The organism is Cryobacterium sp. BB736 (assembly GCF_014980265.1).
Taxonomy (GTDB): Bacteria; Actinomycetota; Actinomycetes; order Actinomycetales; family Microbacteriaceae; genus Terrimesophilobacter.
In genome coordinates this window covers 1,150,929-1,171,081 of sequence record NZ_JABXWQ010000001.1, presented here as the reverse complement: position 1 = coordinate 1,171,081, position 20,153 = coordinate 1,150,929, and the positions used below count along the sequence as shown (strand labels likewise).

The following is a 20,153-nucleotide window of genomic DNA, read 5'->3' as shown; positions in this document are numbered from 1 at the left end:
CGCCGCCCCTGTTGTGCAGGACCATTCCTTGTTGTGCAGGACATTCGGCGGCGAACGGGCTCAGTGGTCAATAAACGGCCCGAAAACGAGGTGAAAGTCCTGCATAACGGGGGGTGGCCGTCCGCCACGCCGCGAGCGGTCACGCCCGCACTCCTTCCATGATGAAGCCGCTCTCCGGCAGCGCCGGGAAGCGCCGCAGGCTCACCCTGAGGTCCTGCTCCGGCACCCGGTAGTGGGTGGTGGCAAGCAGCACCACCGCCTGCTCCATGAGGTCGATGGTCGCCTGTTCCCCTGGGCAGCGATGCCCGGTCTCCTGCTCGCCTCCGCCCTGTGGGATGAGCGCGTTGCGGTCGCCGTCGAACGAGTCGAACCGTTTCGGCTGGAACTTGCCGGCATCCGGCCACAGCAGTTCATCGTGGTTGGTGCCGTACAGGTCGAGCAGCACCCAGTCGCCCCTCCGGAGGTCATGGCCATGCCAGCTGAACCCCTTCAACGCACGGCCGCCGATCACCGGGAAGAACGGGTAGAACCGCCTGACCTCATCGACGAAACCACGGATGCGGTCAAGGTCACCGCCTGCGAACGCGCGTCTCCAGCCGGGTCGCCGGTGCAGGGCGAGCGCCGCGAACACGATGTACCGCCCGATCGCGACCGTTGGCCTCAGCACGTTCAGCAGTTCGACGGCGGCGACCTCCGGCGTCAGCACCTCGCCGTCCTCGGTGTACGAGCTGATGCTGCCGAGGATGGTGTCGTGACCGGTCAGCGCGGTGCGTTCGGCAGCGACGACACGCTTCGCCCACGCCTCGGTGCTGCGCCGCATGGCGCGCGCGGCCCAGTTCTGCGGGCCGAACCGGCCGGCGTTCTCGATCATCGCGGTCAGTTGCGTCGTCAGCGCAGGCAGGCCCACTCGGCTGGGGTTGATTCCCACCCAGCGCAGCGCCACCCCGGTGAGCACCGTGTTGATGCGCTCGTAGAGCACCACCTGGTCGCCGGCGATACCCCGCCACTCCTCCACCAGCAGGCGTCGTGCGCGCTCGAGGCTCTCCGGCGCGTTCACCTGCTCGAGGAACATCCTCTTCCGCTCGAGGTGCGCGGCGCCATCCAGGCTTTGCACGCTCTCCTCGTCCTGCAGCAGATGGAGCACGGATGCCGGCATGGCACGCTCACGCCCGAACCGGCCCCCCTCGTAGAAAGTGCGCGCCGCATCCGCCCCCCGCATGACGGTGACGGGTCGTCCGAGGAGTCGCGTGCGGAATGCGTCCCCGCCGACACGCTCGAACCTCCGGGCCCCGAAAAGGTAGCCGTCGCGCAGGAAACCGAGCGACGAATCGGGCGTGGGCAACGCCGGTATCCCGTTCTGTCGCGCCGCACCGTCCAACGCCATGAGCCCCAGTGTTGCCATCGCGCCTCCACCGGCACTGGGAGTGCGCGGGTCTCGCTGGGCCCCCACAGTCAGTGCTCAGCCACCACACAGATGACCATAATTCGGCGGTGCAAGCGTGAGCGCAAGAAGGACCGACAAGCAAGTTCATGTCACACATTTCAATGATGAAACGGAGAGAAACATGGCTACAGAGTCGGCACGCGGCGCGAACAATTACACGGAGCGCTACGCAGAGACCCCCCTCCAGAAGGCAGCGCTCATCTTTGGGATCGTCTTCCTGCTGGTAGGAATCTTGGGATTCATTCCCGGCGTGACCACGAATATCGACACCATGATGTTCGCCGGCCACGAATCCGAGGCGCTGCTGCTCGGCATCTTCCAGGTGTCAATCTTCCACAACCTCGTGCACCTGCTGTTCGGCATCCTCGGTGTCTGGCTCGCTGCTCGGTGGTCGTGGTCGCGCTGGTACCTGATCATCGGCGGTGTCATCTACCTGGTGCTGTGGCTGTACGGCCTCATCGTGGACGAGGCGTCGGCCGCCAATTTCGTGCCATTCAACGATGCAGACGACTGGCTGCACCTCATCCTTGGGATCGCGATGATCCTTCTCGGCGTGCTCCTCAGCCGGCGCATGCCGACCAGGACCGCGGAGGGGTCAGTTAGCTAGACGCTCGCGCACAACGGCCGCGATCTCGTCGGCGATGCGCTGAGCGATGACCTGCTCGGCCGCTTCGACCATGACACGAACGAGCGGCTCGGTGCCGGAGGGGCGCAACAGGATGCGACCGGTGTCACCGAGAGCCTGTTGCGCCTTCTGGACCTCCGACGCGATGTGATCGTCCGCGTGCAGGTCGTGGTGGCGCACGTCCTTGACGTTGACCATGACCTGCGGGTACACCGTCATCACCGAGGCGAGTTCCGCCAGCGGCTTGTTGGTCGCGGCCATCACGGCCAGCAACTGGAGGCCGGTCAGGATGCCGTCACCGGTCGTGGCGTACTTGGTCATGATGACGTGGCCGGACTGTTCGCCGCCGAGGCTCAGGTGCTTCTCGTTGAGGGCCTCGAGCACGTAGCGATCGCCGACCTTGGTCTCGATCAGGTGGACGCCGTGCTCCTCCATCGCGATGCGGAGGCCGAGGTTGCTCATCACGGTCGCGACGAGCGTGTCGTCGACGAGCAGGCCGTGCTGCTTCATCGACAGGGCCAGGATCGCCATGATCTGGTCGCCGTCGACGACATTGCCGGCGTGGTCGATCGCGAGGCAGCGGTCGGCGTCACCGTCGTGAGCGATGCCGACGTCGGCGCCATGCTCGACGACCGCCTTGGCCAACTGGTCGAGGTGGGTGGAGCCGACACCGTCGTTGATGTTGACGCCGTCGGGGTCTGCACCGATCACGGTGACCTTCGCGCCGGCGTTGGTGAAGGCATCCGGGGACACGCCGGCCGCGGCGCCATTGGCGCAGTCCAGCACGACGTGGATCCCGTCCAGCCGGTTCGGCAGGGTTCCGAGCAGGTGCACGAGGTACCTGTCCTCGGCGTCGGCGAAGCGACGGATGCGACCGACCTCTGATCCGCGCGGGGCAAGCGGCGATGAGGCGAGTGCCGCCTCGATCCGGTCCTCGACCTCGTCGGGCAGCTTGCGGCCGCCGGCCGCGAAGAACTTGATGCCGTTGTCGGGTGCCGGGTTGTGCGACGCCGAGACCATGACACCGAAGTCGGCGTTGCTGTCCGCCACCAGGAACGCGGCACCCGGGGTCGGGATGACGCCCGCGTCGAGCACGTCGACGCCGGAGCTCGCCAGACCAGCGGCGATCGCCGACGAGATGAACTCGCCGGAGACGCGCGGGTCGCGCGCGAGCACCGCAACCGGGCGGCGCCCGGATGCGCGTCGACCGTCAGCGTGTCGTCCCTGGCCGAGCACGACCGCAGCAGCCTGCGCGAGGCCGAGCGAAAGCTCGACGGTCAGGGTCTCGTTGGCGAGACCCCGGACCCCGTCTGTGCCGAAAAGCCGTGGCATGTGCGCTGCCGGCAGCTCTAGCGCTTCGAGAACTGAGGAGCCTTGCGCGCCTTCTTCAGACCGGCCTTCTTGCGCTCGATGACGCGCGCGTCGCGGCTGAGGAAGCCGGCCTTCTTGAGGGTTGGGCGGTTGTTCTCGCGGTCGATCTCGTTGAGCGCGCGAGCGATGCCGAGGCGCAGTGCGCCGGCCTGGCCGGAGGGGCCACCGCCGGTGATGCGCGCGACCACGTCGTAGCTGCCGAGAAGATCGAGCACCTTGAACGGGTCGTTGATGAGCTGCTGGTGCAGCTTGTTCGGGAAGTAGTCCTCAAGCGGACGGCCGTTCACGGTGAACGTGCCGCTGCCGGGAACGAGCCGCACGCGGGCGATGGCCTGCTTGCGGCGGCCGACTGCCGCGCCGGAAACGTTCAGCACCGCGCGCGGGGTTGCCGGGGCAGCCTCGGCCGGGGTCTCGGTGGAGAAGCTGCTGACAGCCTCTTCCGGTGTGGTCTCGATGGAATCTGCGATCTTCGCCATTGTCAAAGTCCTTATTTGCTCGTCGGCGTTACTGCGCGACCTGGGTGAGGGTGTACGGCTTGGGCTGCTGAGCAGCGTGCGGGTGCTCCGGGCCTGCGTACACCTTGAGCTTGCCGAACTGGGCACGGCCGATCGAGTTCTTAGGAAGCATCCCGCGCACCGCCTTCTCGACGGCGCGAGCCGGGTTCTTCTCGAGCAGCTCCGAGTAGCTGGTGGCGGTGAGGCCGCCGGGGTAACCCGAGTGGCGGTAGGCCTTCTTCTTCTCGAGCTTGGAGCCGGTGAGCGCGACCTTGTCCGCGTTCACGACGATCACGAAGTCACCCATGTCCATGTGAGGAGCGAAGGATGCCTTGTGCTTGCCGCGCAGGAGGGTTGCGACGTGGCTGGCGAGACGGCCGAGTACGACGTCGGTCGCGTCGACAACGAGCCAGTCGCGCTGGATGTCAGCCGGCTTGGGCGAATAGGTACGCGTCACAGCGAATACCGCTTTCTAATCGAAGGGAGTCGTTCGTGAATCCCACTCCGTGGCTGTTCCGTGCGAGAGACGCGCAGAACACTTCCGGTGGAGGGCTCAACTTCGGGTGCAGCAGTCGTGCGAACACCAAGGGTCAAGAATAGTCGACGGAACCGGGCCGGTCAAACGCGATCGGCTCGCGGCGAGCGCGGGTCTGCACCGCACGCGCCTCGAGTTCGACGTCGTCGGGGTAGCCGACCTCAAGCAGGGTGAGCCCGCGTGCCGCGGCGACGATGAATTCGCTGGTGCGCATCCGCTCGTCCCGGATCCCTGCGAGCCGTTCGGGATCCAGCGTTCCGGCACCGACCGCGATGCACGCGCCGACCAGCGCGCGCACCATGCTGTGGCAGAACGCGTCTGCCTCGAGGCTGGCGACGAGCACGCCGTCCGGGTCGCGCCGCCAACGGAAGTCCTGCAGCGTCCGGATGGTCGTCGCTGCCTCGCGCGGCTTGCAGTAGGCGGCCCAGTCGTGCAGGCCGGTGAGGGAGCGTGCGGCAGCGTCCATCCGGTGCTCGTCAAGGGGCGCGGGATGCCAGAGCGTGAACGCGCGCTGAAGCGGGCTGCGCGCGCCATGCGCATCGTCGATCCGGTATTCGTAGCGTCGCCACACCGCGGAAAAGCGAGCGTCGAATCCGGGCGGCGCGACACTTGAGCGATGCAGCACGACGTCAGAGGCCGGACCCAGGATGCCGTTCAATCGTCGCGCGAGTATCTGGGGGCCGTGCTGCCGGCGGTCGGCGGTGCGCCCGCGCGCCGGACGACTGAGGCTGCCGAGCTGGTCCGGCGTCAGATCCAGGTGCGCGACCTGGCCGAGAGCGTGCACCCCGGCATCCGTTCTCCCCGCTACCGTGAGCAGCGGCGCTGGTGGGTGCCGGGAGAACACGGTCGCCAGCGCTCCCTCGAGCACTCCTTGCACGGTGCGCAAGCCCGGCTGGCGAGACCAGCCCCGGAAATCAGTGCCGTCATAGGCGAGATCGAGCCGCACCCGCGTCAGATCGCCGCTGGCGGTTTCGGGCTCTGGCATGCTCACGCCCAGAGTCTATTCAGGTGACTCGAATCGCCGCCGCCCAGTTTGACCAGCCCGCCTTGAGAAGGGAACATCGAATAGGAACCTGATGACTACGAGCCCTTCTTCCACCCCTCCCCCCTCGCGCTTTGCCGGACTCGACGGCCTGCGCGCGTTCGCCGTGCTCGCCGTCATCCTGTACCACCTGAGCCCTGGGTACGGCGTCGGTGGGTACCTCGGCGTGGACATCTTCTTCGTCATCAGCGGGTTCCTGATCACCGCGCTGCTGTTGCGTGAGCACGCGGCGAATGGCCGGATCGCGCTCGGCAAGTTCTGGGTCAGGCGGGCAAGACGCCTGCTGCCCGCGATCGGGGTGCTGGTGCTCGCGTGCTGCAGCGTCGCACTGCTGATCGGTGGCGACGTGCTCGTCGACCTGGGCAGGCAGGTGCTCGGCGCCGCGACATTCAGCAGCAACTGGCTCGCGATCGCCGGCGGAAGCAGCTACTTCGACGAGACCTCCCCCGAACTCTTCCGGAACCTGTGGTCGCTGGCGGTGGAGGAGCAGTTCTACCTGATCTGGCCACTAATGGTGCTGGGCCTCCTGCTGGTACCGAACCGCTGGGTGCGCCTGGCTGCCGTCGCGATCCTGACGGTCGCGTCCGCCATCGGGATGAGCGCGCTCTTCACCCCGGGCGATGACGCGACGCGTGTGTACTTCGGCACCGACACGCACAGCTTCGGGCTCACCATCGGCGCGATGCTCGCGCTCGCCTGGCAAGCGCTGCCGTCACCGGATGCGCTGCGGCGCCCGGTCCGGATCGCGCTGCCGATCCTTGGGCTGGGCGCGATCGGCGCGCTCGTTGTGCTGGCCGCACTCATGCCATCCGACGACCCGTTCGCTTACCAGGGCGGCTTGGTCGTGGTGTCGGTGCTGAGTGCGGTGGCCATCGCGGGCGGCATCACCCCAGGCTCTCTGCTCGGCCGTTGGCTCGACGTGCAGCCGCTCAAGTGGATCGGCGAGCGCTCGTACGGCCTGTACCTGTGGCACTGGCCGGTGTTCATCCTGCTGCTCGCCGCATACCCGTCCTGGCCGCGGTTCGGCGCAGGCGGCTGGGCGCTCGGCGGCATCGCGCTGGCGATCACGGTCGCCGCGGCGGCGCTGTCGCATCGCTTCATCGAGCAGCCGATCCGAGCGCGCGGGTTCCGCGCGGTGGTGCGCGGCTGGGGGCATGCGGTGCGGATCCCCGGATGGCGTCCGGTCGCCATCGTTGCGGCCGGCGCACTCGTCCTCACCGGCAGCGCGGCATCAGTTGCGGCCATTGCCGCCGACCCCGGCCGAAGCGACGCTCAAGCGCGCATCGAGGCGGGCATCCAAGCGGTCACGCCGAAGCCGCGGCCAGTTGCCCCGACCGAACCGCAGGTGTTCGCCGCGCCCGCTGAGCTGCCCGGCGGAGAGCAGATCACGGCCATCGGCGACTCGGTCATGCTCGCGTCGGCCCCCGAACTGCAGAACGCGTTCCCCGGCATCCACATCGATGCCGCGGTGTCTCGGCACCTCTCGGCGGCGCCGGCGATCATCAGCGGGCTGAAGGATGCTGGCCAGCTCCGGCCAGTGGTGCTCCTCGGCCTCGGGACCAACGGCCCCGTCGACGACGAGGTACTGGACACCGTGCTCGACCTGCTCGGTGCCGACCATCAGCTCGTGCTCGTCACAGCGCACGCGCCGCGCGGGTGGATCCCCGGCGTGAACAGCACTCTCGCGCTGTACGCGCAGCGCTACCGCGACGTCGAGCTCGCCAACTGGCACGGCGCGATTTCAAGCCAGCTGAACCTGCTCGCCGGCGACCAAGTGCATCCGGGACAGCGTGGCGGCGAGGTCTACGCGGCGGCTGTGCGAGACGCGCTGCAGCGGCTCGCCGAGCTGCCGCCGCTGCTCGACCCGAACGAGTTCGGGCTCGCGCCCACCCCGCTCTAGGTGTGGCTAGAAGGACTTGCGCAGGTCGACGCTGCGGTTGCCGTGCGTGAACCCGACGTTCTCGTAGAGCCTGGTCGCGCCGGTGAGGGACTCCGAGTCGACGTCGAGGACCGCCTTCTGAAGCCCGGCGTCCCTGATCGCCTCGAGCGCCCGCGTGAGCAGCGCCGCCGCTATCCCCTTGCCGCGATGGTCCCGCCGCACGCCGACGAGATCGATGTACGCGGACGAGAATCCCTGCGGCTCGAAGTCCTCCTCGTCAACCTCGCTGAGCACGAAGCCCGCCACCTCACCGTCAGGCGAGACCGCGAGGAACGACAGGTCGGGGCGGAAGATCGAGCGTCCGAGGAAGCTGGCCCACGCCTCCTCGACGACCGGCTGGCTGCCCCAGTGGTCACGGAAGGCATCGTTGCGTGCCAGCCGCGCGTCCTCGGACCGGGAGGCATCGAACTGCACCAGCTGGTATCCCTCGAGCGGGCGGGCGGCGGCGATCGGCTCCGCGAGATCACGGCGCAACTCGAGGTAGTAGCGGGCGATGTCGAAGCCGAAGCGCCGACTGAGTCGGATGGTCGACTCGGCGCGCTCGTCGGCCCAGAGCACAAGCACACCGGGGAGGGGCTTGTCGGACGCCGCGAGCAGCTGACGCGATCGCGCCTCCTGCCAGTCGAGGAGCGCACGACCCAGGCCCTCACCGCGCCGATCCGGCCGGACGCCGCCCAGCAGGATGACACGCACCGCGGTCTCCTGGCCCTGGCTGACCGTCACGAACCCCCAGGCGACGACCTCACCGGAGTCCTCGAGCGCGAGCACTGAGTCTGCGGCCATGTCGACCCACGAGCTCGTGAAGTCTTCTTCCAGCTCTTCGCGGTTCGTGACGTAGTGCGGGTGGTCGACGGCGTTCATCGCACGCTCGCACACCATGATCGCGTCGATGTCGTCGATGCTGGCCGGTCGCCAGGTGATGCCGTTGCCGGATGCCGGAATCGGCGCATCCGGAGCCTGGATTCGCTGGTTGAGGGGGATGGTTTCGGTCACGGTTAACGAGAGTACGGCCCCACCCGTGATGGGTGGAGCCGTACTCGATAACGATTCGCTACTTCTGCTCGTCCTCGGCGGGTGCCTCGTCGGTCGATGCCTCTGCAGTCTCCTCCGCCGCGGCCTCCTCGACGGGAGCCTCCTCGACGGTCTCCTCGGCTGCGGTCTCGTCAGCCGGGGTCTCCTCGACCGGGGCTTCCTCGACCGGAGCCTCGTCCTTGGCTGCCGTCGCCTTCGCGGGCTTGGACTTCGGCTTCACCGGCTCGAGCACGAGCTCGATCTGCACCATCGGGGCGTTGTCGCCCTTGCGGTAGCCGAGCTTGGTGATGCGGGTGTAGCCGCCGTCGCGCTCGGCGACGAGCGGGGCGATCTGCGTGAACAGCTCGTGCACGACGCCCTTGTCGCCGATCACGGAGAGCACGCGACGACGAGCGTGCAGGTCTCCGCGCTTCGCGAATGTGATGAGCCGCTCAGCGACCGGGCGAAGGCGCTTGGCCTTGGTCTCGGTCGTCTTGATGCTCTTGTGCGTGAACAGCGCTGCGGCGAGGTTCGCGAGCAGCAGGCGTTCGTGAGCGGGTCCTCCACCGAGGCGCGGGCCCTTGGATGGCTTAGGCATTGTTTGTTATCTCCAGGATCGAAATGTGTCGTTCAGCGGTTCAGCTGTAGTCGTCGTCGTTGCCGCTGTAGAAGTGCGCGCCATCGAAGCCAGGCACGGTGTCCTTGAGGGACAGGCCCAGCTCGACCAGCTTGTCCTTGACCTCGTCCACCGACTTTTGGCCGAAGTTGCGGATGTTCATGAGCTGCGTCTCCGAGAGGGCGACGAGCTCGCTCACCGAGTTGATTCCCTCGCGCTTGAGGCAGTTGTAGCTGCGCACAGACAGGTCGAGGTCCTCGATCGGCATGCTCAGCTCGCTGGAGAGCACGGCGTCGACCGGCGCGGGGCCGATCTCGATGCCCTCGGCCTCGGCGTTCAGCTCGCGGGCGAGTCCGAACAGCTCGACCAGGGTCTTGCCGGCCGAGGCGATCGCGTCACGCGGGGTGATCGCGCTCTTGGTCTCGACGTCCACGACCAGGCGGTCGAAGTCGGTGCGCTCACCGGCACGAGTCGCCTCGACGCGGTAGGTGACCTTCAGCACGGGCGAGTAGATCGAGTCGACCGGGATCTGGCCGGCCTCGCTGAACTCGCTGCGGTTCTGGGTCGCCGACACGTAGCCGCGGCCGCGCTCGATGGTCAGTTCGAGCTCGAAGCGCGCCTTGTCATTGAGGGTCGCGATCACGAGCTCCGGGTTGTGGATCTCAACACCGGCCGGAGCGGAGATGTCCGCCGCGGTGACCTGGCCGGCACCTTGCTTGCGCAGGTACGCGGTGATCGGCTCGTCGTGCTCGCTCGATACGACGAGGCCCTTGATGTTCAGGATGATCTCGGTGACGTCTTCCTTCACACCGGGGATGGTGCTGAACTCGTGCAGCACACCGTCGATTCGGATGCTCGTTACCGCAGCTCCCGGAATCGAGGAGAGCAGCGTGCGGCGAAGCGAGTTACCGAGGGTGTAACCGAAGCCCGGCTCCAGCGGCTCGATGACGAACCGCGAACGGAACTCGGAGATGTTCTCTTCGGTGAGGGTTGGACGCTGTGCAATGAGCACTATTGATTCCTTTCGGCGAAGTGTCCGCTATATGACACTTGGGTAGCGACCGGGTGGCTGGCCCGTCGTGTATTGAGTTGTGGTAGTTCTTGTGTTCCGGTGGTGCGTACCGGCGGTGGAGCGAGTCGAAACCCGCAGGCACACGAGAGGCCGGTGTCCCGGGCGCGGCTATTCGACCGGGCGAGGCTGAACGCTCGGCGTCAGACCCGACGACGCTTCGGCGGGCGGCATCCGTTGTGCGCCTGCGGCGTCACGTCGTTGATCGAACCCACCTCGAGACCTGCTGCCTGCAGCGAGCGGATCGCGGTCTCACGACCGGAGCCCGGTCCCTTGACGAAAACGTCGACCTTCTTCATGCCGTGCTCCTGCGCCTGACGGGCAGCGTTCTCGGCGGCGAGCTGCGCGGCGAACGGGGTCGACTTGCGCGAACCCTTGTAGCCGACGACGCCGGACGATGCCCAGCTGATCACGGCACCGCTCTGGTCGGTGATCGAGACGATCGTGTTGTTGAACGTGCTCTTGATGTGGGCCTGGCCCAGAGCGATGTTCTTCTTTTCCTTGCGGCGCGGCTTGCGAGCGGCCGACTTGGGTGTAGCCATGTGAGTTCTGTCTCCTGTCGAAAGTCTGTGAGGTGTCGGCCGCTACTAGCGGGCCTTCTTCTTGCCTGCGACGGTGCGCTTCGGGCCCTTGCGGGTGCGAGCGTTCGTCTTGGTGCGCTGTCCGTGCACGGGCAGTCCCTTGCGGTGACGGATGCCCTCGTAGCTGCCGATTTCGACCTTGCGGCGGATGTCCGCTGCGACCTCACGGCGGAGATCACCCTCGACCTTGAAGTTGCCTTCGATGTAGTCGCGGAGGGCGATGAGCTGATCGTCGGTGAGGTCCTTGACGCGGACATTCCCGTCGATTCCGGTTTCGGCGAGGGTCTTCAGAGACCGGGTGCGGCCGACACCGTAGATGTAAGTCAATGCGACTTCCACGCGCTTATCGCGGGGAATGTCGACGCCTGCTAGACGAGCCATTGTGGCTTCTCCTGTTGGTGAGTGGAGGTCTGCAGCAGAGCCTGTGCTCGGGCCTCCAACCCGAGGTGTCCCCCCTCGTAGCGAGAGGTTCCGGCGCTGCCTTCTTCGTATTCAGTTATTGCTGTGAGGCGATTCCACGGACGCTTGCGCGTCCGCGTCGATCAACCCTGACGCTGCTTGTGGCGGGGGTTGTCGCAGATGACCATGACGCGACCGTGCCGGCGAATGACCTTGCACTTGTCGCAGATGCGCTTGACGCTGGGGTTGACCTTCATTGTTTCTCTCGCTGTCCTCGTACCTGCACACGGCAGGCCGTTACTTATCCGTGCGGTGCGGTTACTTATAGCGATAGACGATACGGCCGCGGGTCAGATCGTAGGGGCTCAGCTCGACGATCACGCGGTCCTCAGGGAGGATGCGGATGTAGTGCTGACGCATCTTGCCCGAAATGTGAGCAAGCACCTTGTGGCCGTTCGTCAACTCAACGCGGAACATCGCGTTGGGAAGAGCCTCAACCACCGAGCCTTCGATCTCGATGACACCGTCTTTTTTGGCCATAGCCTCACTGTCGCTAAAAAATACCGAACGCCGGTCGTGCGGAATTGTGGATTGTGGTCCTGCAGGCATGGCTGTACCAGCCACAGACCCAAAGAGCAATCTTATGTGCAATACCGCCGAACCTGCAAGTCATGGCTATGATGCACGGCGCGTTCAGGGGATGGGAACCGGCACGACGCCGTGGGCGGCGAGCTCGGATGCGCCACCGTCGGGTGCGGTGAGCACCCAGATCCCGTCCTGGTGCACGGCGACCGAGTGCTCCCAGTGCGCAGCGTCGGCGCCGTTGCTGGTGGCCACCGTCCAGTCGTCCTCCCGCACGAACGTGTCGAGGCCGTCGGCGGTGATCATCGGCTCGATGGCGACGCACAGGCCCGGCTTGACCTTGGCGCCGCGCTCACGCGTGCGGTAGTTGAACACGGTCGGCTCTTCGTGCATGGAACGTCCGATGCCGTGGCCGACGTAGTCCTCCAGGATGCCGTAGTCACCCTTGGATCGCACGTAGTCCTCGATCGCCCCGCCGACCTCGCCGAGGTAGCGAGCCGACGCGAGCGCGGCGATGCCGACCCACAGCGACTTCCTGGTGACCTCCGACAGTTCGCGGCGCGCAGCAACGACCTCCGGCCGCGCCGTGTCATCGAGAACTATCGTCATCGCGGAGTCGCCGTTGTAGCCCTTCACCTGGGCTCCGCTGTCGATCGAGACGATGTCGCCGGCCTTCAGCACGCGTGAGCCGGGGATGCCATGCACGACGTCGTCATTCACCGACGCGCAGACGGTGTGATGGTAGCCGGGTACCAGCGCGAAGTTGGGTTCTCCCCCGGCATCCCGAATCACCTTCTCGGCGATCGCGTCGAGCTCCGCTGTGGTGATCCCGGGCCGGATGGCTGCGCGGACCGCGTCGAGGGATGCGGCCGTGACCAGACCCGGTTCGACCATGAGCCGAAGTTCAGCCGGGCTCTTGTAGATATTGCGGGCCACTTCTCAGCCGTTCGCGCCCTCCGGCACGATGCCGCGGGAGACGAGCGCATCCATGATGCGCCCGGTCACGTCGTCGACGGCGCCGAGCCCGTCAACCTCGACCAGGATTCCCCGGTCGCGGAAGGCGGCGATCAGCGGCTCGGTCTCACGCGCGTAGACCTCCTGGCGGTGCCGGATGGCCTCCTCGGAGTCATCGACGCGTCCCTGCTCGATCGCCCGGCGACGCAGCCGGCCGACGATCTCGTCCTCGTCGGCGACGAGACGGATCACGCCGTTCAGCTCGTGACCACGGGAGGACAGCAGGTCGTCGAGGTAACGCACCTGGTCGCTCGTGCGCGGGTAGCCGTCCAGCAGGAAGCCGCCCGCAGCATCCGCCTCGCTGAGGCGGTCAGTGACGAGCGCGTTGGTGAGTGAATCCGGGACGTAGTCGCCGGCGTCGACGATGGCCTTGACCTGCACCCCGAGCGGGGTCTGGTTCTTGATGTTGTCGCGAAAGATGTCGCCGGTGGAGATGGTCGGGATGCCCAGCATCTCGGCCAGCCGCGCAGCCTGCGTGCCCTTGCCTGCGCCGGGGGGTCCCACGATCAGCATGCGCGGACGGGTCTCGTTCACGTGCCGGCCGGTCATCGCAGCAGACCCTCGTAGTGCCGCTGCTGCAGCTGCGCGTCGATCTGCTTCACGGTCTCGAGTCCGACACCGACGATGATCAGGATGCTCGCGCCGCCGAACGGGAAGTTCTGGTTGGCGCCGACGGTGGCCAGGGCGATGAGCGGGATGAGCGCGACGATGCCGAGGTACAGCGATCCGGGAAGGGTGATGCGCGTGAGCACGTAGTCGAGGTACTCGGCGGTCGGTCGGCCGGCGCGGATGCCGGGGATGAAGCCGCCGTACTTCTTCATGTTGTCGGCCACTTCCTCCGGGTTGAAGGTGATGGCGACGTAGAAGTAGGTGAAGCCGATGACGAGCAGGAAGTAGACCGCCATGTAGAGCGGGTTGTCACCCGAGCTCAGGTTGTTGTTGATCCACTCCACCCACGGCGCAGGCAGGCTGCCGTCGCGCGGCAGGTTGAACTGGGCGATGAGCGAGGGAAGGTACAGCAGGCTCGAGGCGAAGATGACCGGGATGACACCGGCCATGTTGACCTTGATCGGGATGTACGTGTTGTTGCCGCCGTAGGTGCGGCGTCCGACCATCCGCTTCGCGTACTGCACGGGGATGCGTCGTTGCGATTGCTCGACGAACACGACGGCGAGCATGATCAGCAAGCCGATGGCGAGCACAAGCAGGAAGGTCTCGAAGTTGCGCGCGACGGCGATGCCCCACAGCGCGGCCGGGAAGGTTGCGGCGATCGAGATGAAGATCAGCAGCGACATGCCGTTGCCGACGCCACGCTCGGTGATGAGCTCACCGAACCACATGATGAGGCCGGTGCCCGCGGTCATGGTGATGACCATGAGCAGGATCGCGTACCAGGCGTCGTTCGAGATCAGCTGGGTGCACTCCGGCACGCCCGCAGTCGTCGGGAACAGCGCGCCGGTGCGAGCGACGGTGATCAGCGTGGTCGACTGCAGCACGCCGAGGCCGATGGTGAGGTAACGCGTGTACTGCGTCAGCTTGCTCTGGCCGGCCTGGCCCTCTTTGTGCAACGCCTCGAAGTGAGGGATGACGACGCGCAGCAGCTGCACGATGATCGACGCGGTGATGTACGGCATGATGCCGAGCGCGAAGACCGACAGCTGCAGCAGTGCGCCACCGCTGAACAGGTTGACCAGGTCGTAAAGGCTCTGCGTTCCGGAGACGGATGCGAGACAGGTCTGCACGTTCTGGTAGTCGATGAACGGCGCAGGGATGAACGATCCGAGCCGGAACAGGGCAATGATGCCCAGCGTGAAGCCGATCTTGCGCCGCAGGTCAGGCGTGCGGAAGATCCGCGCGATTGCGCTGAACACGAGGCCTCCTGGTTAGTGATTGAGCAGGCGGCGTGGCCCTTGCGGGCCACACCGACGGCTACGAACTAGTTGTGCTCCAAGCGGATGACTTCTCATCCGCTTGGACTCACTTGACGGAGCCGCCCGCGGCGACGATCTTCTGCTCGGCAGAGACGGAGACCTTGTCGACCGCGACATTCAGCTTAACGTCAATGTCACCGGTCCCGAGAACCTTGACCTTCTCGTTCTTGCGAACGACACCCTTTGCTACCAGGTCGGTCACCGTGACGTCGCCACCCTTGGGGTAGAGCTCGGCAAGGCGCTCGAGGTTCACCACCTGGTACTCGACGCGGAACGGGTTCTTGAACCCACGCAGCTTCGGGGCACGCATGATCGAGTTCAGGTTGCCGCCCTCAAGGCCTGCGCGAACCTGGTAACGAGCCTTCGTGCCCTTGGTGCCGCGACCGGCGGTCTTGCCCTTGGAGGCTTCACCGCGACCGACGCGCGTGCGCTCGGTCTTGGCGCCGGGCGCGGGACGCAGGTGGTGCATCTTCAGCACCTGCGGGCGAGCGACGTCGCTGGACTTGGCCTTCGGCGCTGCCTTCTTCGCAGCAGGCTTCGCCTCCGACTTGGCGGCGGTGTCCGACTTGGCGGCGGCCGTCTTGCTGGTGCTCGCCTTGGCGGCGGGCTTGTCAGCAGTCTTCGCGGTGCTCGCCTTGGCGGTGCTCGCCTTGGCAGCCGGCTTGTCGGCGGCAGCCTTGGTCGTGCTCGCCTTGGCGGCCGGCTTCTTATCGGCAGCAGCCTTGGTCGCAGCAGGCTTCTTCGCCGCGGCCGTGGCCTTCGGCTTCTCTTCAGCTGGCTTCTTCTCGTCAGCCATTAGTCAATCTCCTCGACTTTCACCAGGTGAGCGACCGTGTTGACGTATCCGCGGTTCTGCGGGTTGTCTTCACGAACCACCACGTCGCCGATGCGCTTGAGCCCGAGGCTGCGCAGCGTGTCGCGCTGGTTCTGCTTCTCACTGATCTTGGACTTGATCTGGGTCACCTTCAGGCGAGCCATCAGACACCTGCCTTCTCTGCCGTGGCCTTCGCCTTGGCGGCCTCGGCCTGGATGCGCAGAATCTGCTCCGGCACAACGCGGTCGACGTCCAGGCCGCGACGAGCGGCTACCGCGGTCGGCTCCTCAAGCTGCTTGAGGGCATCGACGGTCGCGTGGACGATGTTGATGGTGTTGGACGAGCCGAGCGACTTGCTCAGCACATCGTGGATTCCGGCGCACTCGAGCACCGCACGCACCGGGCCACCGGCGATAACACCGGTACCCGCGGCGGCGGGGCGCAGCAGCACCACGCCGGCAGCGGCTTCGCCGGTCACCGGGTGCGGGATGCTGTTGCCGACGCGCGGAACGCGGAAGAAGTTCTTCTTGGCCTCTTCGACTCCCTTGGAGATCGCGGTGGGAACCTCGCGTGCCTTGCCGTAGCCGACACCGACGAGTCCGTTGCCGTCGCCGACCACCACGAGAGCGGTGAAGCTGAAGCGACGACCGCCCTTGACGACCTTCGAAACGCGGTTGATGGTGACGACACGCTCCAGGAACTGGCTCTTGTCCGAGTCACGGCTTCCGCGCTGCTGGTTGGGGTTCCGCTCGCGGCCGCCGCGGCGGCCCTCGCGCTCGCGGGGCTCGGTCGCGCTAGCGGTGCCGGCGGCGGTCTCGACCGCAGCCTCTGCCGCGGTCGCGCCCTCGGTCGCCTCTGCAGTCACGTCCTGCTCCTTCTCATTCTTCGATTCGGTGCTCACAGGCTCAAACCACCCTCTCGAGCTCCCTCGGCGATCGCCGCAACGCGGCCGGCGTACCGGCTTCCACCGCGGTCGAACACCACTGCTTCGATGCCTGCCTGCTTCGCACGCTCAGCGACGAGCTCGCCGACCTTGCGTGCCTTGGCGGTCTTGTCGCCGTCCATGCCGCGCAGCTCCGACTCCATGGTGGACGCGGACGCCAGGGTGTGACCCTTGCTGTCGTCGACGACCTGCACGAAGACGTGGCGGGCAGACCGGGTGACAACGAGGCGCGGACGCAGCTCGCTGCCGACGATCTTCTTGCGGAGGCGTGTGTGCCTGCGCGCCTTGGCGGCAGACTTGCTCTTCCCTCTTGTTCCGAGAGCCATAGTTACTTACCAGCCTTTCCGGCCTTGCGGCGGACTACCTCGCCGGCGTACCGGACACCCTTGCCCTTGTAGGGTTCCGGCTTGCGCAGCTTACGAATGTTGGCCGCGACCTCGCCCACCTGCTGCTTGTCGATGCCGTGCACCGACAGCTTGGTGTTGCCCTCGACCGCGAACGTGATGCCCTGCGGCGCTTCGAACGTGATCGGGTGCGAGTAGCCGAGTGCGAACTCGAGCGCGTTGCCCTTCTGCGCAACGCGGTAACCGGTGCCGACGATCTCGAGCGCCTTGGAGTAGCCCTCGGTGACACCGACGATCTGGTTCGCGATGAGCGTGCGGGTGAGGCCGTGCAGCGAGCGCGACTCGCGCTCGTCATCCGGACGCGTCACGAGGACCTGGCCGTCCTCGATGCTGACGGAGATCGGGCTGGCGACGGCGAGGCTCAGCTCACCCTTCGGGCCCTTGACCGTGACGGCCGAGCCGTCGATCTTGACGTCGACCCCGGACGGGATCGCGATGGGAAGTCTTCCGATTCGAGACATTGTGCGTTACCAAACGTAGGCGAGGACTTCCCCACCCACACCCTTCTCGGTCGCCTGGCGGTCCGTGAGGAGGCCCGACGAGGTGGACAGGATCGCGACGCCGAGGCCGCCGAACACGCGGGGGATCTCGGTGCTGCGTGCGTAAACGCGCAGACCGGGCTTCGAGACGCGCTTGATGCCAGCGATCGTGCGCTCACGGTTGGGACCGTACTTGAGGTCGATCGTGAGCGTCGAACCGACCCGTGCGTCCTCGACGCGCCAGTCGGCGATGTAGCCCTCGCTCTTGAGGATGTCCGCGATGTGGGTCTTCAGCTTGCTGCTGGGCAGCGAGACCGAGTCGTGGTACGCCGAGTTGGCGTTGCGCAGCCGGGTCAGCAAGTCTGCGACCGGATCTGTCATTGTCATTGCGTTTGTTTTCCTGTTCTCGTCTGGTTTCGGTCACCCGTTACACGGGAGCCGACCTGGTCGATCGGTGGTGCCTTAGTTGGAGTTCTCTGCGGTTCTGAACGGGAAGCCGAGCGCCTTGAGCAGCGCGCGACCCTCGTCGTCGTTCTTGGCGGTGGTCACGACGGTGATGTCGAAGCCACGCACGCGGTCGATCTTGTCCTGATCGATCTCGTGGAACATGGACTGCTCGTTGAGGCCGAACGTGTAGTTGCCGTTGCCGTCGAACTGCCGGTCGCTCAGTCCGCGGAAGTCCCGGATGCGGGGCAGCGCGAGCGTGAGGAGGCGGTCCAGGAACTCCCAGGCGCGGTCGCCACGCAGCGTGACGTGGGCGCCGATGGGCATTCCCTCACGCAGCTTGAACTGCGCGATCGACTTGCGGGCGGCGGTGACCTGCGGCTTCTGGCCAGTGATGAGCGTGAGGTCGCGGACCGCGCCGTCGATGAGCTTGCCATCGCGGGCAGCGTCACCGACACCGGTGTTCACGACGATCTTCACAAGGCCGGGGACCTGGTGCACGTTCGTGAAGCCGAAGTCCTTCTTCAGCTGCTCGATGATCTCAGTCTTGTACTTCTGCTTCAGACGCGGCGCGATGCGCGGCGCCGCAGCAGCAGTTGCGGTGTCAGTCATTACAGGTCCTCACCTGAGTTCTTTGCGTAACGAACGCGGACGGTCCTGCCCTCAGCGTTCTTCTCGACGCGGTAGCCGACGCGGGTGGGCTTCTTCGACTTGGGGTCGACCACAGCCACGTTGGAGATGTGGATGGGCGCCTCGTGGGTCTCGATGCCACCGGTCTTGGTGCCGCGCTGGGTCTGTCCGACGCGAACGTGCTTGGTGACGAAGTTCACGCCTTCAACCACGACACGGTTCTTCTCGACGAGCACCTCGAGCACACGGCCCTGCTTGCCACGGTCGCCGCCACGGTCCTGGCTGCGACCCGAGATGACCTGCACGAGGTCGCCCTTCTTGATCTTCGCCATGACTAAATAACCTCCGGTGCCAGCGAGATGATCTTCATGAACTTCTTGTCGCGGAGTTCGCGACCGACCGGTCCGAAGATACGAGTGCCGCGGGGGTCGCCATCGTTCTTCAGGATGACTGCCGCGTTCTCGTCGAACTTGATGTAGGAGCCGTCGGGACGACGGGTCTCCTTCTTGGTGCGGACGATGACCGCCTTGACGATCTCGCCCTTCTTCACGTTGCCGCCGGGGATGGCGTCCTTGACCGTGGCGACGATGGTGTCGCCGAGTCCGGCGTAGCGCCGACCGGAGCCCCCGAGCACGCGAATCGTGAGCAGCTCCTTGGCGCCGGTGTTGTCGGCGACCTTGAGCCTGGATTCCTGCTGAAGCATTGTCCTATTCCTCTAGTTCCTTAGGAAGCAAGCTCGCGCTTACTTGGCCTTCTCAAGAATCTCGACAAGGCGCCAGCGCTTGGTGGCGCTCAACGGCCGCGTCTCGCTGATCACGACGAGGTCGCCGATGCCGGCTGAGTTGGTCTCGTCGTGCACCTTCACCTTGGAGGTGCGGCGCAGGACCTTGCCGTACAGCGGGTGCTTCACGCGGTCTTCGACCTCGACGACGATCGTCTTGTCCATCTTGTCGCTGCTGACGTAGCCGCGACGGATCTTGCGGTACGGGCGCTCGAGCTTCTCGGTCCCGACCTCGGCCTGGGCCTTCTTCTCTGCCATTAGTTACCGTCCTCGTTCGCGTCGGTCTCAGCCTTGGCCTCGGCCGCCTCGTCCGACTTCTTGCTCTTCTTGGCCGGCTTCGCCGCAACCTCGACCGGGGCCGGGGTGGCCCGGATGCCGAGCTCACGCTCACGGATGACCGTGTAGATGCGGGCGATATCGCGCTTCACGGCGCGCAGGCGTCCGTGGCTCTCGAGCTGGCCGGTGGCCGACTGGAAGCGCAGGTTGAACAGCTCTTCCTTGGCCTTCTTGAGTTCTTCGACGAGTCTCTCGTCTTCGAATGTGTCGAGCTCGCTGGGGCGGAGCTCCTTGGAACCGATCGCCATTATGCGTCGCCCTCCTCGCGCTTGATGATGCGTGCCTTGAGGGGCAGCTTGTGAATCGCACGGGTGAGTGCTTCGCGGGCGACGGTCTCGTTGACGCCGCTGAGCTCGAAGAGCACGCGACCCGGCTTGACGTTGGCGACCCACCACTCGGGCGAACCCTTACCGGAACCCATGCGGGTTTCGGCCGGCTTCTTGGTGATCGGGCGGTCCGGGTAGATGTTGATCCACACCTTTCCACCACGCTTGATGTGACGGGTCATTGCGATACGTGCCGCCTCAATCTGGCGGTTGGTCACGTATGCGGGGGTGAGGGCCTGGATGCCGAACTCGCCGAAGGTGACCTTCGTGCCGCCGGTGGCCTGACCGCTGCGGCCCGGGTGGTGCTGCTTGCGGTGCTTGACTCTGCGTGGGATCAGCATTT

At 66.1% G+C, this 20,153-nt stretch carries 29 protein-coding genes; 2 read left to right on the top strand and 27 right to left on the bottom strand.

What is annotated here, in order from left to right; all coding sequences use genetic code 11:
* Nucleotides 1–139: 139 nt before the first annotated feature.
* Nucleotides 140–1,402, bottom strand: a complete 1,263-nt coding sequence (locus tag IRG63_RS05740; protein ID WP_193509456.1) for a cytochrome P450 — start codon at nucleotides 1,400–1,402, stop codon at nucleotides 140–142.
* A 163-nt stretch (nucleotides 1,403–1,565) separates the two neighbouring features.
* Between IRG63_RS05740 and IRG63_RS05735 the strand changes: the two genes are divergently transcribed.
* Complete coding sequence (locus tag IRG63_RS05735; RefSeq protein ID WP_193509455.1) at nucleotides 1,566–2,051, top strand: DUF4383 domain-containing protein; 486 nt, start codon at nucleotides 1,566–1,568, stop codon at nucleotides 2,049–2,051.
* On the opposite strand, the gene glmM is transcribed toward IRG63_RS05735, so the two are convergent.
* The 4 genes from glmM to IRG63_RS05715 all read right to left on the bottom strand — a co-directional run bounded on the left by glmM (nucleotide 2,040) and on the right by IRG63_RS05715 (nucleotide 5,454).
* Complete coding sequence (glmM, locus tag IRG63_RS05730; RefSeq protein ID WP_168626232.1) at nucleotides 2,040–3,401, bottom strand: phosphoglucosamine mutase; 1,362 nt, start codon at nucleotides 3,399–3,401, stop codon at nucleotides 2,040–2,042. The genes IRG63_RS05735 and glmM overlap by 12 nt on opposite strands.
* A 17-nt stretch (nucleotides 3,402–3,418) precedes the next feature.
* A complete protein-coding gene (rpsI, locus tag IRG63_RS05725; RefSeq protein ID WP_168626231.1) occupies nucleotides 3,419–3,916 on the bottom strand; it encodes a 30S ribosomal protein S9 in 498 nt (165 codons plus the stop codon).
* Between the two features lie 28 nt (nucleotides 3,917–3,944).
* On the bottom strand, nucleotides 3,945–4,391 hold the full coding sequence (gene rplM / locus IRG63_RS05720; RefSeq protein ID WP_168626230.1) for a 50S ribosomal protein L13: 447 nt from the start codon (nucleotides 4,389–4,391) through the stop codon (nucleotides 3,945–3,947).
* Nucleotides 4,392–4,524: 133 nt separating this feature from the next.
* A complete protein-coding gene (locus tag IRG63_RS05715; protein WP_168626875.1) occupies nucleotides 4,525–5,454 on the bottom strand; it encodes a tRNA pseudouridine(38-40) synthase TruA in 930 nt (309 codons plus the stop codon).
* Nucleotides 5,455–5,545: 91 nt separating this feature from the next.
* Here IRG63_RS05715 and IRG63_RS05710 point away from each other — a divergent pair, with 91 nt between their 5' ends.
* Nucleotides 5,546–7,411 carry an acyltransferase family protein gene (locus IRG63_RS05710; protein ID WP_168626229.1) on the top strand — a complete coding sequence of 622 codons (1,866 nt, stop codon included), beginning with the start codon at nucleotides 5,546–5,548 and terminating at the stop codon, nucleotides 7,409–7,411.
* Nucleotides 7,412–7,417: 6 nt separating this feature from the next.
* Here the strand turns inward: IRG63_RS05710 and IRG63_RS05705 are convergent, their stop codons facing one another.
* The 22 genes from IRG63_RS05705 to rplP all read right to left on the bottom strand — a co-directional run bounded on the left by IRG63_RS05705 (nucleotide 7,418) and on the right by rplP (nucleotide 20,151).
* Nucleotides 7,418–8,443 carry a GNAT family N-acetyltransferase gene (locus tag IRG63_RS05705; protein WP_168626228.1) on the bottom strand — a complete coding sequence of 342 codons (1,026 nt, stop codon included), beginning with the start codon at nucleotides 8,441–8,443 and terminating at the stop codon, nucleotides 7,418–7,420.
* A gap of 58 nt (nucleotides 8,444–8,501) precedes the next feature.
* On the bottom strand, nucleotides 8,502–9,059 hold the full coding sequence (gene rplQ / locus IRG63_RS05700; RefSeq protein WP_168626227.1) for a 50S ribosomal protein L17: 558 nt from the start codon (nucleotides 9,057–9,059) through the stop codon (nucleotides 8,502–8,504).
* A 40-nt stretch (nucleotides 9,060–9,099) separates the two neighbouring features.
* The gene (locus tag IRG63_RS05695; protein ID WP_168626226.1) at nucleotides 9,100–10,089 is read right to left on the bottom strand and encodes a DNA-directed RNA polymerase subunit alpha; all 990 of its coding nucleotides are present in this window, start codon (nucleotides 10,087–10,089) and stop codon (nucleotides 9,100–9,102) included.
* Nucleotides 10,090–10,289: 200 nt separating this feature from the next.
* The gene (gene rpsK / locus IRG63_RS05690; RefSeq protein WP_168626225.1) at nucleotides 10,290–10,688 is read right to left on the bottom strand and encodes a 30S ribosomal protein S11; all 399 of its coding nucleotides are present in this window, start codon (nucleotides 10,686–10,688) and stop codon (nucleotides 10,290–10,292) included.
* A 45-nt stretch (nucleotides 10,689–10,733) separates the two neighbouring features.
* Nucleotides 10,734–11,108 (bottom strand): 30S ribosomal protein S13, encoded by a 375-nt coding sequence (gene rpsM / locus IRG63_RS05685; RefSeq protein ID WP_168626224.1) that lies wholly within the window; start codon nucleotides 11,106–11,108, stop codon nucleotides 10,734–10,736.
* Nucleotides 11,109–11,269: 161 nt separating this feature from the next.
* Complete coding sequence (gene rpmJ / locus IRG63_RS05680) at nucleotides 11,270–11,383, bottom strand: 50S ribosomal protein L36 (RefSeq protein WP_168626223.1); 114 nt, start codon at nucleotides 11,381–11,383, stop codon at nucleotides 11,270–11,272.
* Nucleotides 11,384–11,444: 61 nt separating this feature from the next.
* Nucleotides 11,445–11,666 (bottom strand): translation initiation factor IF-1, encoded by a 222-nt coding sequence (gene infA / locus IRG63_RS05675; protein WP_021759551.1) that lies wholly within the window; start codon nucleotides 11,664–11,666, stop codon nucleotides 11,445–11,447.
* A gap of 153 nt (nucleotides 11,667–11,819) precedes the next feature.
* The gene (gene map, locus IRG63_RS05670) at nucleotides 11,820–12,644 is read right to left on the bottom strand and encodes a type I methionyl aminopeptidase (RefSeq protein WP_370566182.1); all 825 of its coding nucleotides are present in this window, start codon (nucleotides 12,642–12,644) and stop codon (nucleotides 11,820–11,822) included.
* Between the two features lie 3 nt (nucleotides 12,645–12,647).
* Nucleotides 12,648–13,271: an adenylate kinase gene (locus IRG63_RS05665; RefSeq protein ID WP_227411732.1), complete on the bottom strand. Its 624-nt coding sequence runs from the start codon at nucleotides 13,269–13,271 to the stop codon at nucleotides 12,648–12,650.
* Nucleotides 13,268–14,593, bottom strand: a complete 1,326-nt coding sequence (gene secY / locus IRG63_RS05660) for a preprotein translocase subunit SecY (protein WP_168626222.1) — start codon at nucleotides 14,591–14,593, stop codon at nucleotides 13,268–13,270. The genes IRG63_RS05665 and secY overlap by 4 nt, the downstream gene beginning before the upstream one ends.
* A gap of 106 nt (nucleotides 14,594–14,699) precedes the next feature.
* The gene (gene rplO, locus IRG63_RS05655; protein WP_193509454.1) at nucleotides 14,700–15,449 is read right to left on the bottom strand and encodes a 50S ribosomal protein L15; all 750 of its coding nucleotides are present in this window, start codon (nucleotides 15,447–15,449) and stop codon (nucleotides 14,700–14,702) included.
* Nucleotides 15,449–15,631 carry a 50S ribosomal protein L30 gene (gene rpmD / locus IRG63_RS05650; protein WP_193509453.1) on the bottom strand — a complete coding sequence of 61 codons (183 nt, stop codon included), beginning with the start codon at nucleotides 15,629–15,631 and terminating at the stop codon, nucleotides 15,449–15,451. The genes rplO and rpmD overlap by 1 nt, the downstream gene beginning before the upstream one ends.
* On the bottom strand, nucleotides 15,631–16,332 hold the full coding sequence (gene rpsE / locus IRG63_RS05645; RefSeq protein WP_168626220.1) for a 30S ribosomal protein S5: 702 nt from the start codon (nucleotides 16,330–16,332) through the stop codon (nucleotides 15,631–15,633). Before rpsE ends, rpmD begins: the two co-directional genes overlap by 1 nt.
* A gap of 32 nt (nucleotides 16,333–16,364) precedes the next feature.
* The gene (gene rplR, locus IRG63_RS05640; protein ID WP_168626219.1) at nucleotides 16,365–16,736 is read right to left on the bottom strand and encodes a 50S ribosomal protein L18; all 372 of its coding nucleotides are present in this window, start codon (nucleotides 16,734–16,736) and stop codon (nucleotides 16,365–16,367) included.
* 2 nt (nucleotides 16,737–16,738) lie between these two features.
* Nucleotides 16,739–17,275, bottom strand: a complete 537-nt coding sequence (gene rplF, locus IRG63_RS05635; RefSeq protein WP_193509452.1) for a 50S ribosomal protein L6 — start codon at nucleotides 17,273–17,275, stop codon at nucleotides 16,739–16,741.
* Nucleotides 17,276–17,281: 6 nt separating this feature from the next.
* The gene (rpsH, locus tag IRG63_RS05630; RefSeq protein ID WP_168626217.1) at nucleotides 17,282–17,680 is read right to left on the bottom strand and encodes a 30S ribosomal protein S8; all 399 of its coding nucleotides are present in this window, start codon (nucleotides 17,678–17,680) and stop codon (nucleotides 17,282–17,284) included.
* Nucleotides 17,681–17,755: 75 nt separating this feature from the next.
* Nucleotides 17,756–18,349 carry a 50S ribosomal protein L5 gene (gene rplE, locus IRG63_RS05625; RefSeq protein ID WP_168626216.1) on the bottom strand — a complete coding sequence of 198 codons (594 nt, stop codon included), beginning with the start codon at nucleotides 18,347–18,349 and terminating at the stop codon, nucleotides 17,756–17,758.
* Complete coding sequence (gene rplX / locus IRG63_RS05620) at nucleotides 18,349–18,699, bottom strand: 50S ribosomal protein L24 (protein WP_193509450.1); 351 nt, start codon at nucleotides 18,697–18,699, stop codon at nucleotides 18,349–18,351. Before rplX ends, rplE begins: the two co-directional genes overlap by 1 nt.
* A 2-nt stretch (nucleotides 18,700–18,701) precedes the next feature.
* Nucleotides 18,702–19,070 carry a 50S ribosomal protein L14 gene (rplN, locus tag IRG63_RS05615; RefSeq protein ID WP_168626214.1) on the bottom strand — a complete coding sequence of 123 codons (369 nt, stop codon included), beginning with the start codon at nucleotides 19,068–19,070 and terminating at the stop codon, nucleotides 18,702–18,704.
* A 39-nt stretch (nucleotides 19,071–19,109) separates the two neighbouring features.
* Nucleotides 19,110–19,406: a 30S ribosomal protein S17 gene (gene rpsQ / locus IRG63_RS05610; RefSeq protein WP_193509449.1), complete on the bottom strand. Its 297-nt coding sequence runs from the start codon at nucleotides 19,404–19,406 to the stop codon at nucleotides 19,110–19,112.
* Nucleotides 19,406–19,732: a 50S ribosomal protein L29 gene (gene rpmC / locus IRG63_RS05605; RefSeq protein WP_227411731.1), complete on the bottom strand. Its 327-nt coding sequence runs from the start codon at nucleotides 19,730–19,732 to the stop codon at nucleotides 19,406–19,408. The genes rpsQ and rpmC overlap by 1 nt, the downstream gene beginning before the upstream one ends.
* Complete coding sequence (gene rplP, locus IRG63_RS05600) at nucleotides 19,732–20,151, bottom strand: 50S ribosomal protein L16 (RefSeq protein WP_168626211.1); 420 nt, start codon at nucleotides 20,149–20,151, stop codon at nucleotides 19,732–19,734. The genes rpmC and rplP overlap by 1 nt, the downstream gene beginning before the upstream one ends.
* Nucleotides 20,152–20,153: the final 2 nt, after the last annotated feature.

What these genes read in the sequence shown, in the direction of transcription:
- IRG63_RS05740 (WP_193509456.1), bottom strand. Translation starts at nt 1,402, where the DNA reads ATGGCAACACTGGGGCTCATGGCGTTGGACGGTGCGGCGCGACAGAAC.
- IRG63_RS05735 (WP_193509455.1), top strand. Translation starts at nt 1,566, where the DNA reads ATGGCTACAGAGTCGGCACGCGGCGCGAACAATTACACGGAGCGCTAC.
- glmM (WP_168626232.1), bottom strand. Translation starts at nt 3,401, where the DNA reads ATGCCACGGCTTTTCGGCACAGACGGGGTCCGGGGTCTCGCCAACGAG.
- rpsI (WP_168626231.1), bottom strand. Translation starts at nt 3,916, where the DNA reads ATGGCGAAGATCGCAGATTCCATCGAGACCACACCGGAAGAGGCTGTC.
- IRG63_RS05715 (WP_168626875.1), bottom strand. Translation starts at nt 5,454, where the DNA reads ATGCCAGAGCCCGAAACCGCCAGCGGCGATCTGACGCGGGTGCGGCTC.
- IRG63_RS05710 (WP_168626229.1), top strand. Translation starts at nt 5,546, where the DNA reads ATGACTACGAGCCCTTCTTCCACCCCTCCCCCCTCGCGCTTTGCCGGA.
- rplQ (WP_168626227.1), bottom strand. Translation starts at nt 9,059, where the DNA reads ATGCCTAAGCCATCCAAGGGCCCGCGCCTCGGTGGAGGACCCGCTCAC.
- rpsK (WP_168626225.1), bottom strand. Translation starts at nt 10,688, where the DNA reads ATGGCTACACCCAAGTCGGCCGCTCGCAAGCCGCGCCGCAAGGAAAAG.
- rpsM (WP_168626224.1), bottom strand. Translation starts at nt 11,108, where the DNA reads ATGGCTCGTCTAGCAGGCGTCGACATTCCCCGCGATAAGCGCGTGGAA.
- rpmJ (WP_168626223.1), bottom strand. Translation starts at nt 11,383, where the DNA reads ATGAAGGTCAACCCCAGCGTCAAGCGCATCTGCGACAAGTGCAAGGTC.
- infA (WP_021759551.1), bottom strand. Translation starts at nt 11,666, where the DNA reads ATGGCCAAAAAAGACGGTGTCATCGAGATCGAAGGCTCGGTGGTTGAG.
- IRG63_RS05665 (WP_227411732.1), bottom strand. Translation starts at nt 13,271, where the DNA reads ATGACCGGCCGGCACGTGAACGAGACCCGTCCGCGCATGCTGATCGTG.
- rplO (WP_193509454.1), bottom strand. Translation starts at nt 15,449, where the DNA reads ATGGCTGACGAGAAGAAGCCAGCTGAAGAGAAGCCGAAGGCCACGGCC.
- rpmD (WP_193509453.1), bottom strand. Translation starts at nt 15,631, where the DNA reads ATGGCTCGCCTGAAGGTGACCCAGATCAAGTCCAAGATCAGTGAGAAG.
- rplR (WP_168626219.1), bottom strand. Translation starts at nt 16,736, where the DNA reads ATGGCTCTCGGAACAAGAGGGAAGAGCAAGTCTGCCGCCAAGGCGCGC.
- rplF (WP_193509452.1), bottom strand. Translation starts at nt 17,275, where the DNA reads ATGTCTCGAATCGGAAGACTTCCCATCGCGATCCCGTCCGGGGTCGAC.
- rpsH (WP_168626217.1), bottom strand. Translation starts at nt 17,680, where the DNA reads ATGACAATGACAGATCCGGTCGCAGACTTGCTGACCCGGCTGCGCAAC.
- rplE (WP_168626216.1), bottom strand. Translation starts at nt 18,349, where the DNA reads ATGACTGACACCGCAACTGCTGCTGCGGCGCCGCGCATCGCGCCGCGT.
- rplX (WP_193509450.1), bottom strand. Translation starts at nt 18,699, where the DNA reads ATGGCGAAGATCAAGAAGGGCGACCTCGTGCAGGTCATCTCGGGTCGC.
- rplN (WP_168626214.1), bottom strand. Translation starts at nt 19,070, where the DNA reads ATGCTTCAGCAGGAATCCAGGCTCAAGGTCGCCGACAACACCGGCGCC.
- rpsQ (WP_193509449.1), bottom strand. Translation starts at nt 19,406, where the DNA reads ATGGCAGAGAAGAAGGCCCAGGCCGAGGTCGGGACCGAGAAGCTCGAG.
- rpmC (WP_227411731.1), bottom strand. Translation starts at nt 19,732, where the DNA reads ATGGCGATCGGTTCCAAGGAGCTCCGCCCCAGCGAGCTCGACACATTC.
- rplP (WP_168626211.1), bottom strand. Translation starts at nt 20,151, where the DNA reads ATGCTGATCCCACGCAGAGTCAAGCACCGCAAGCAGCACCACCCGGGC.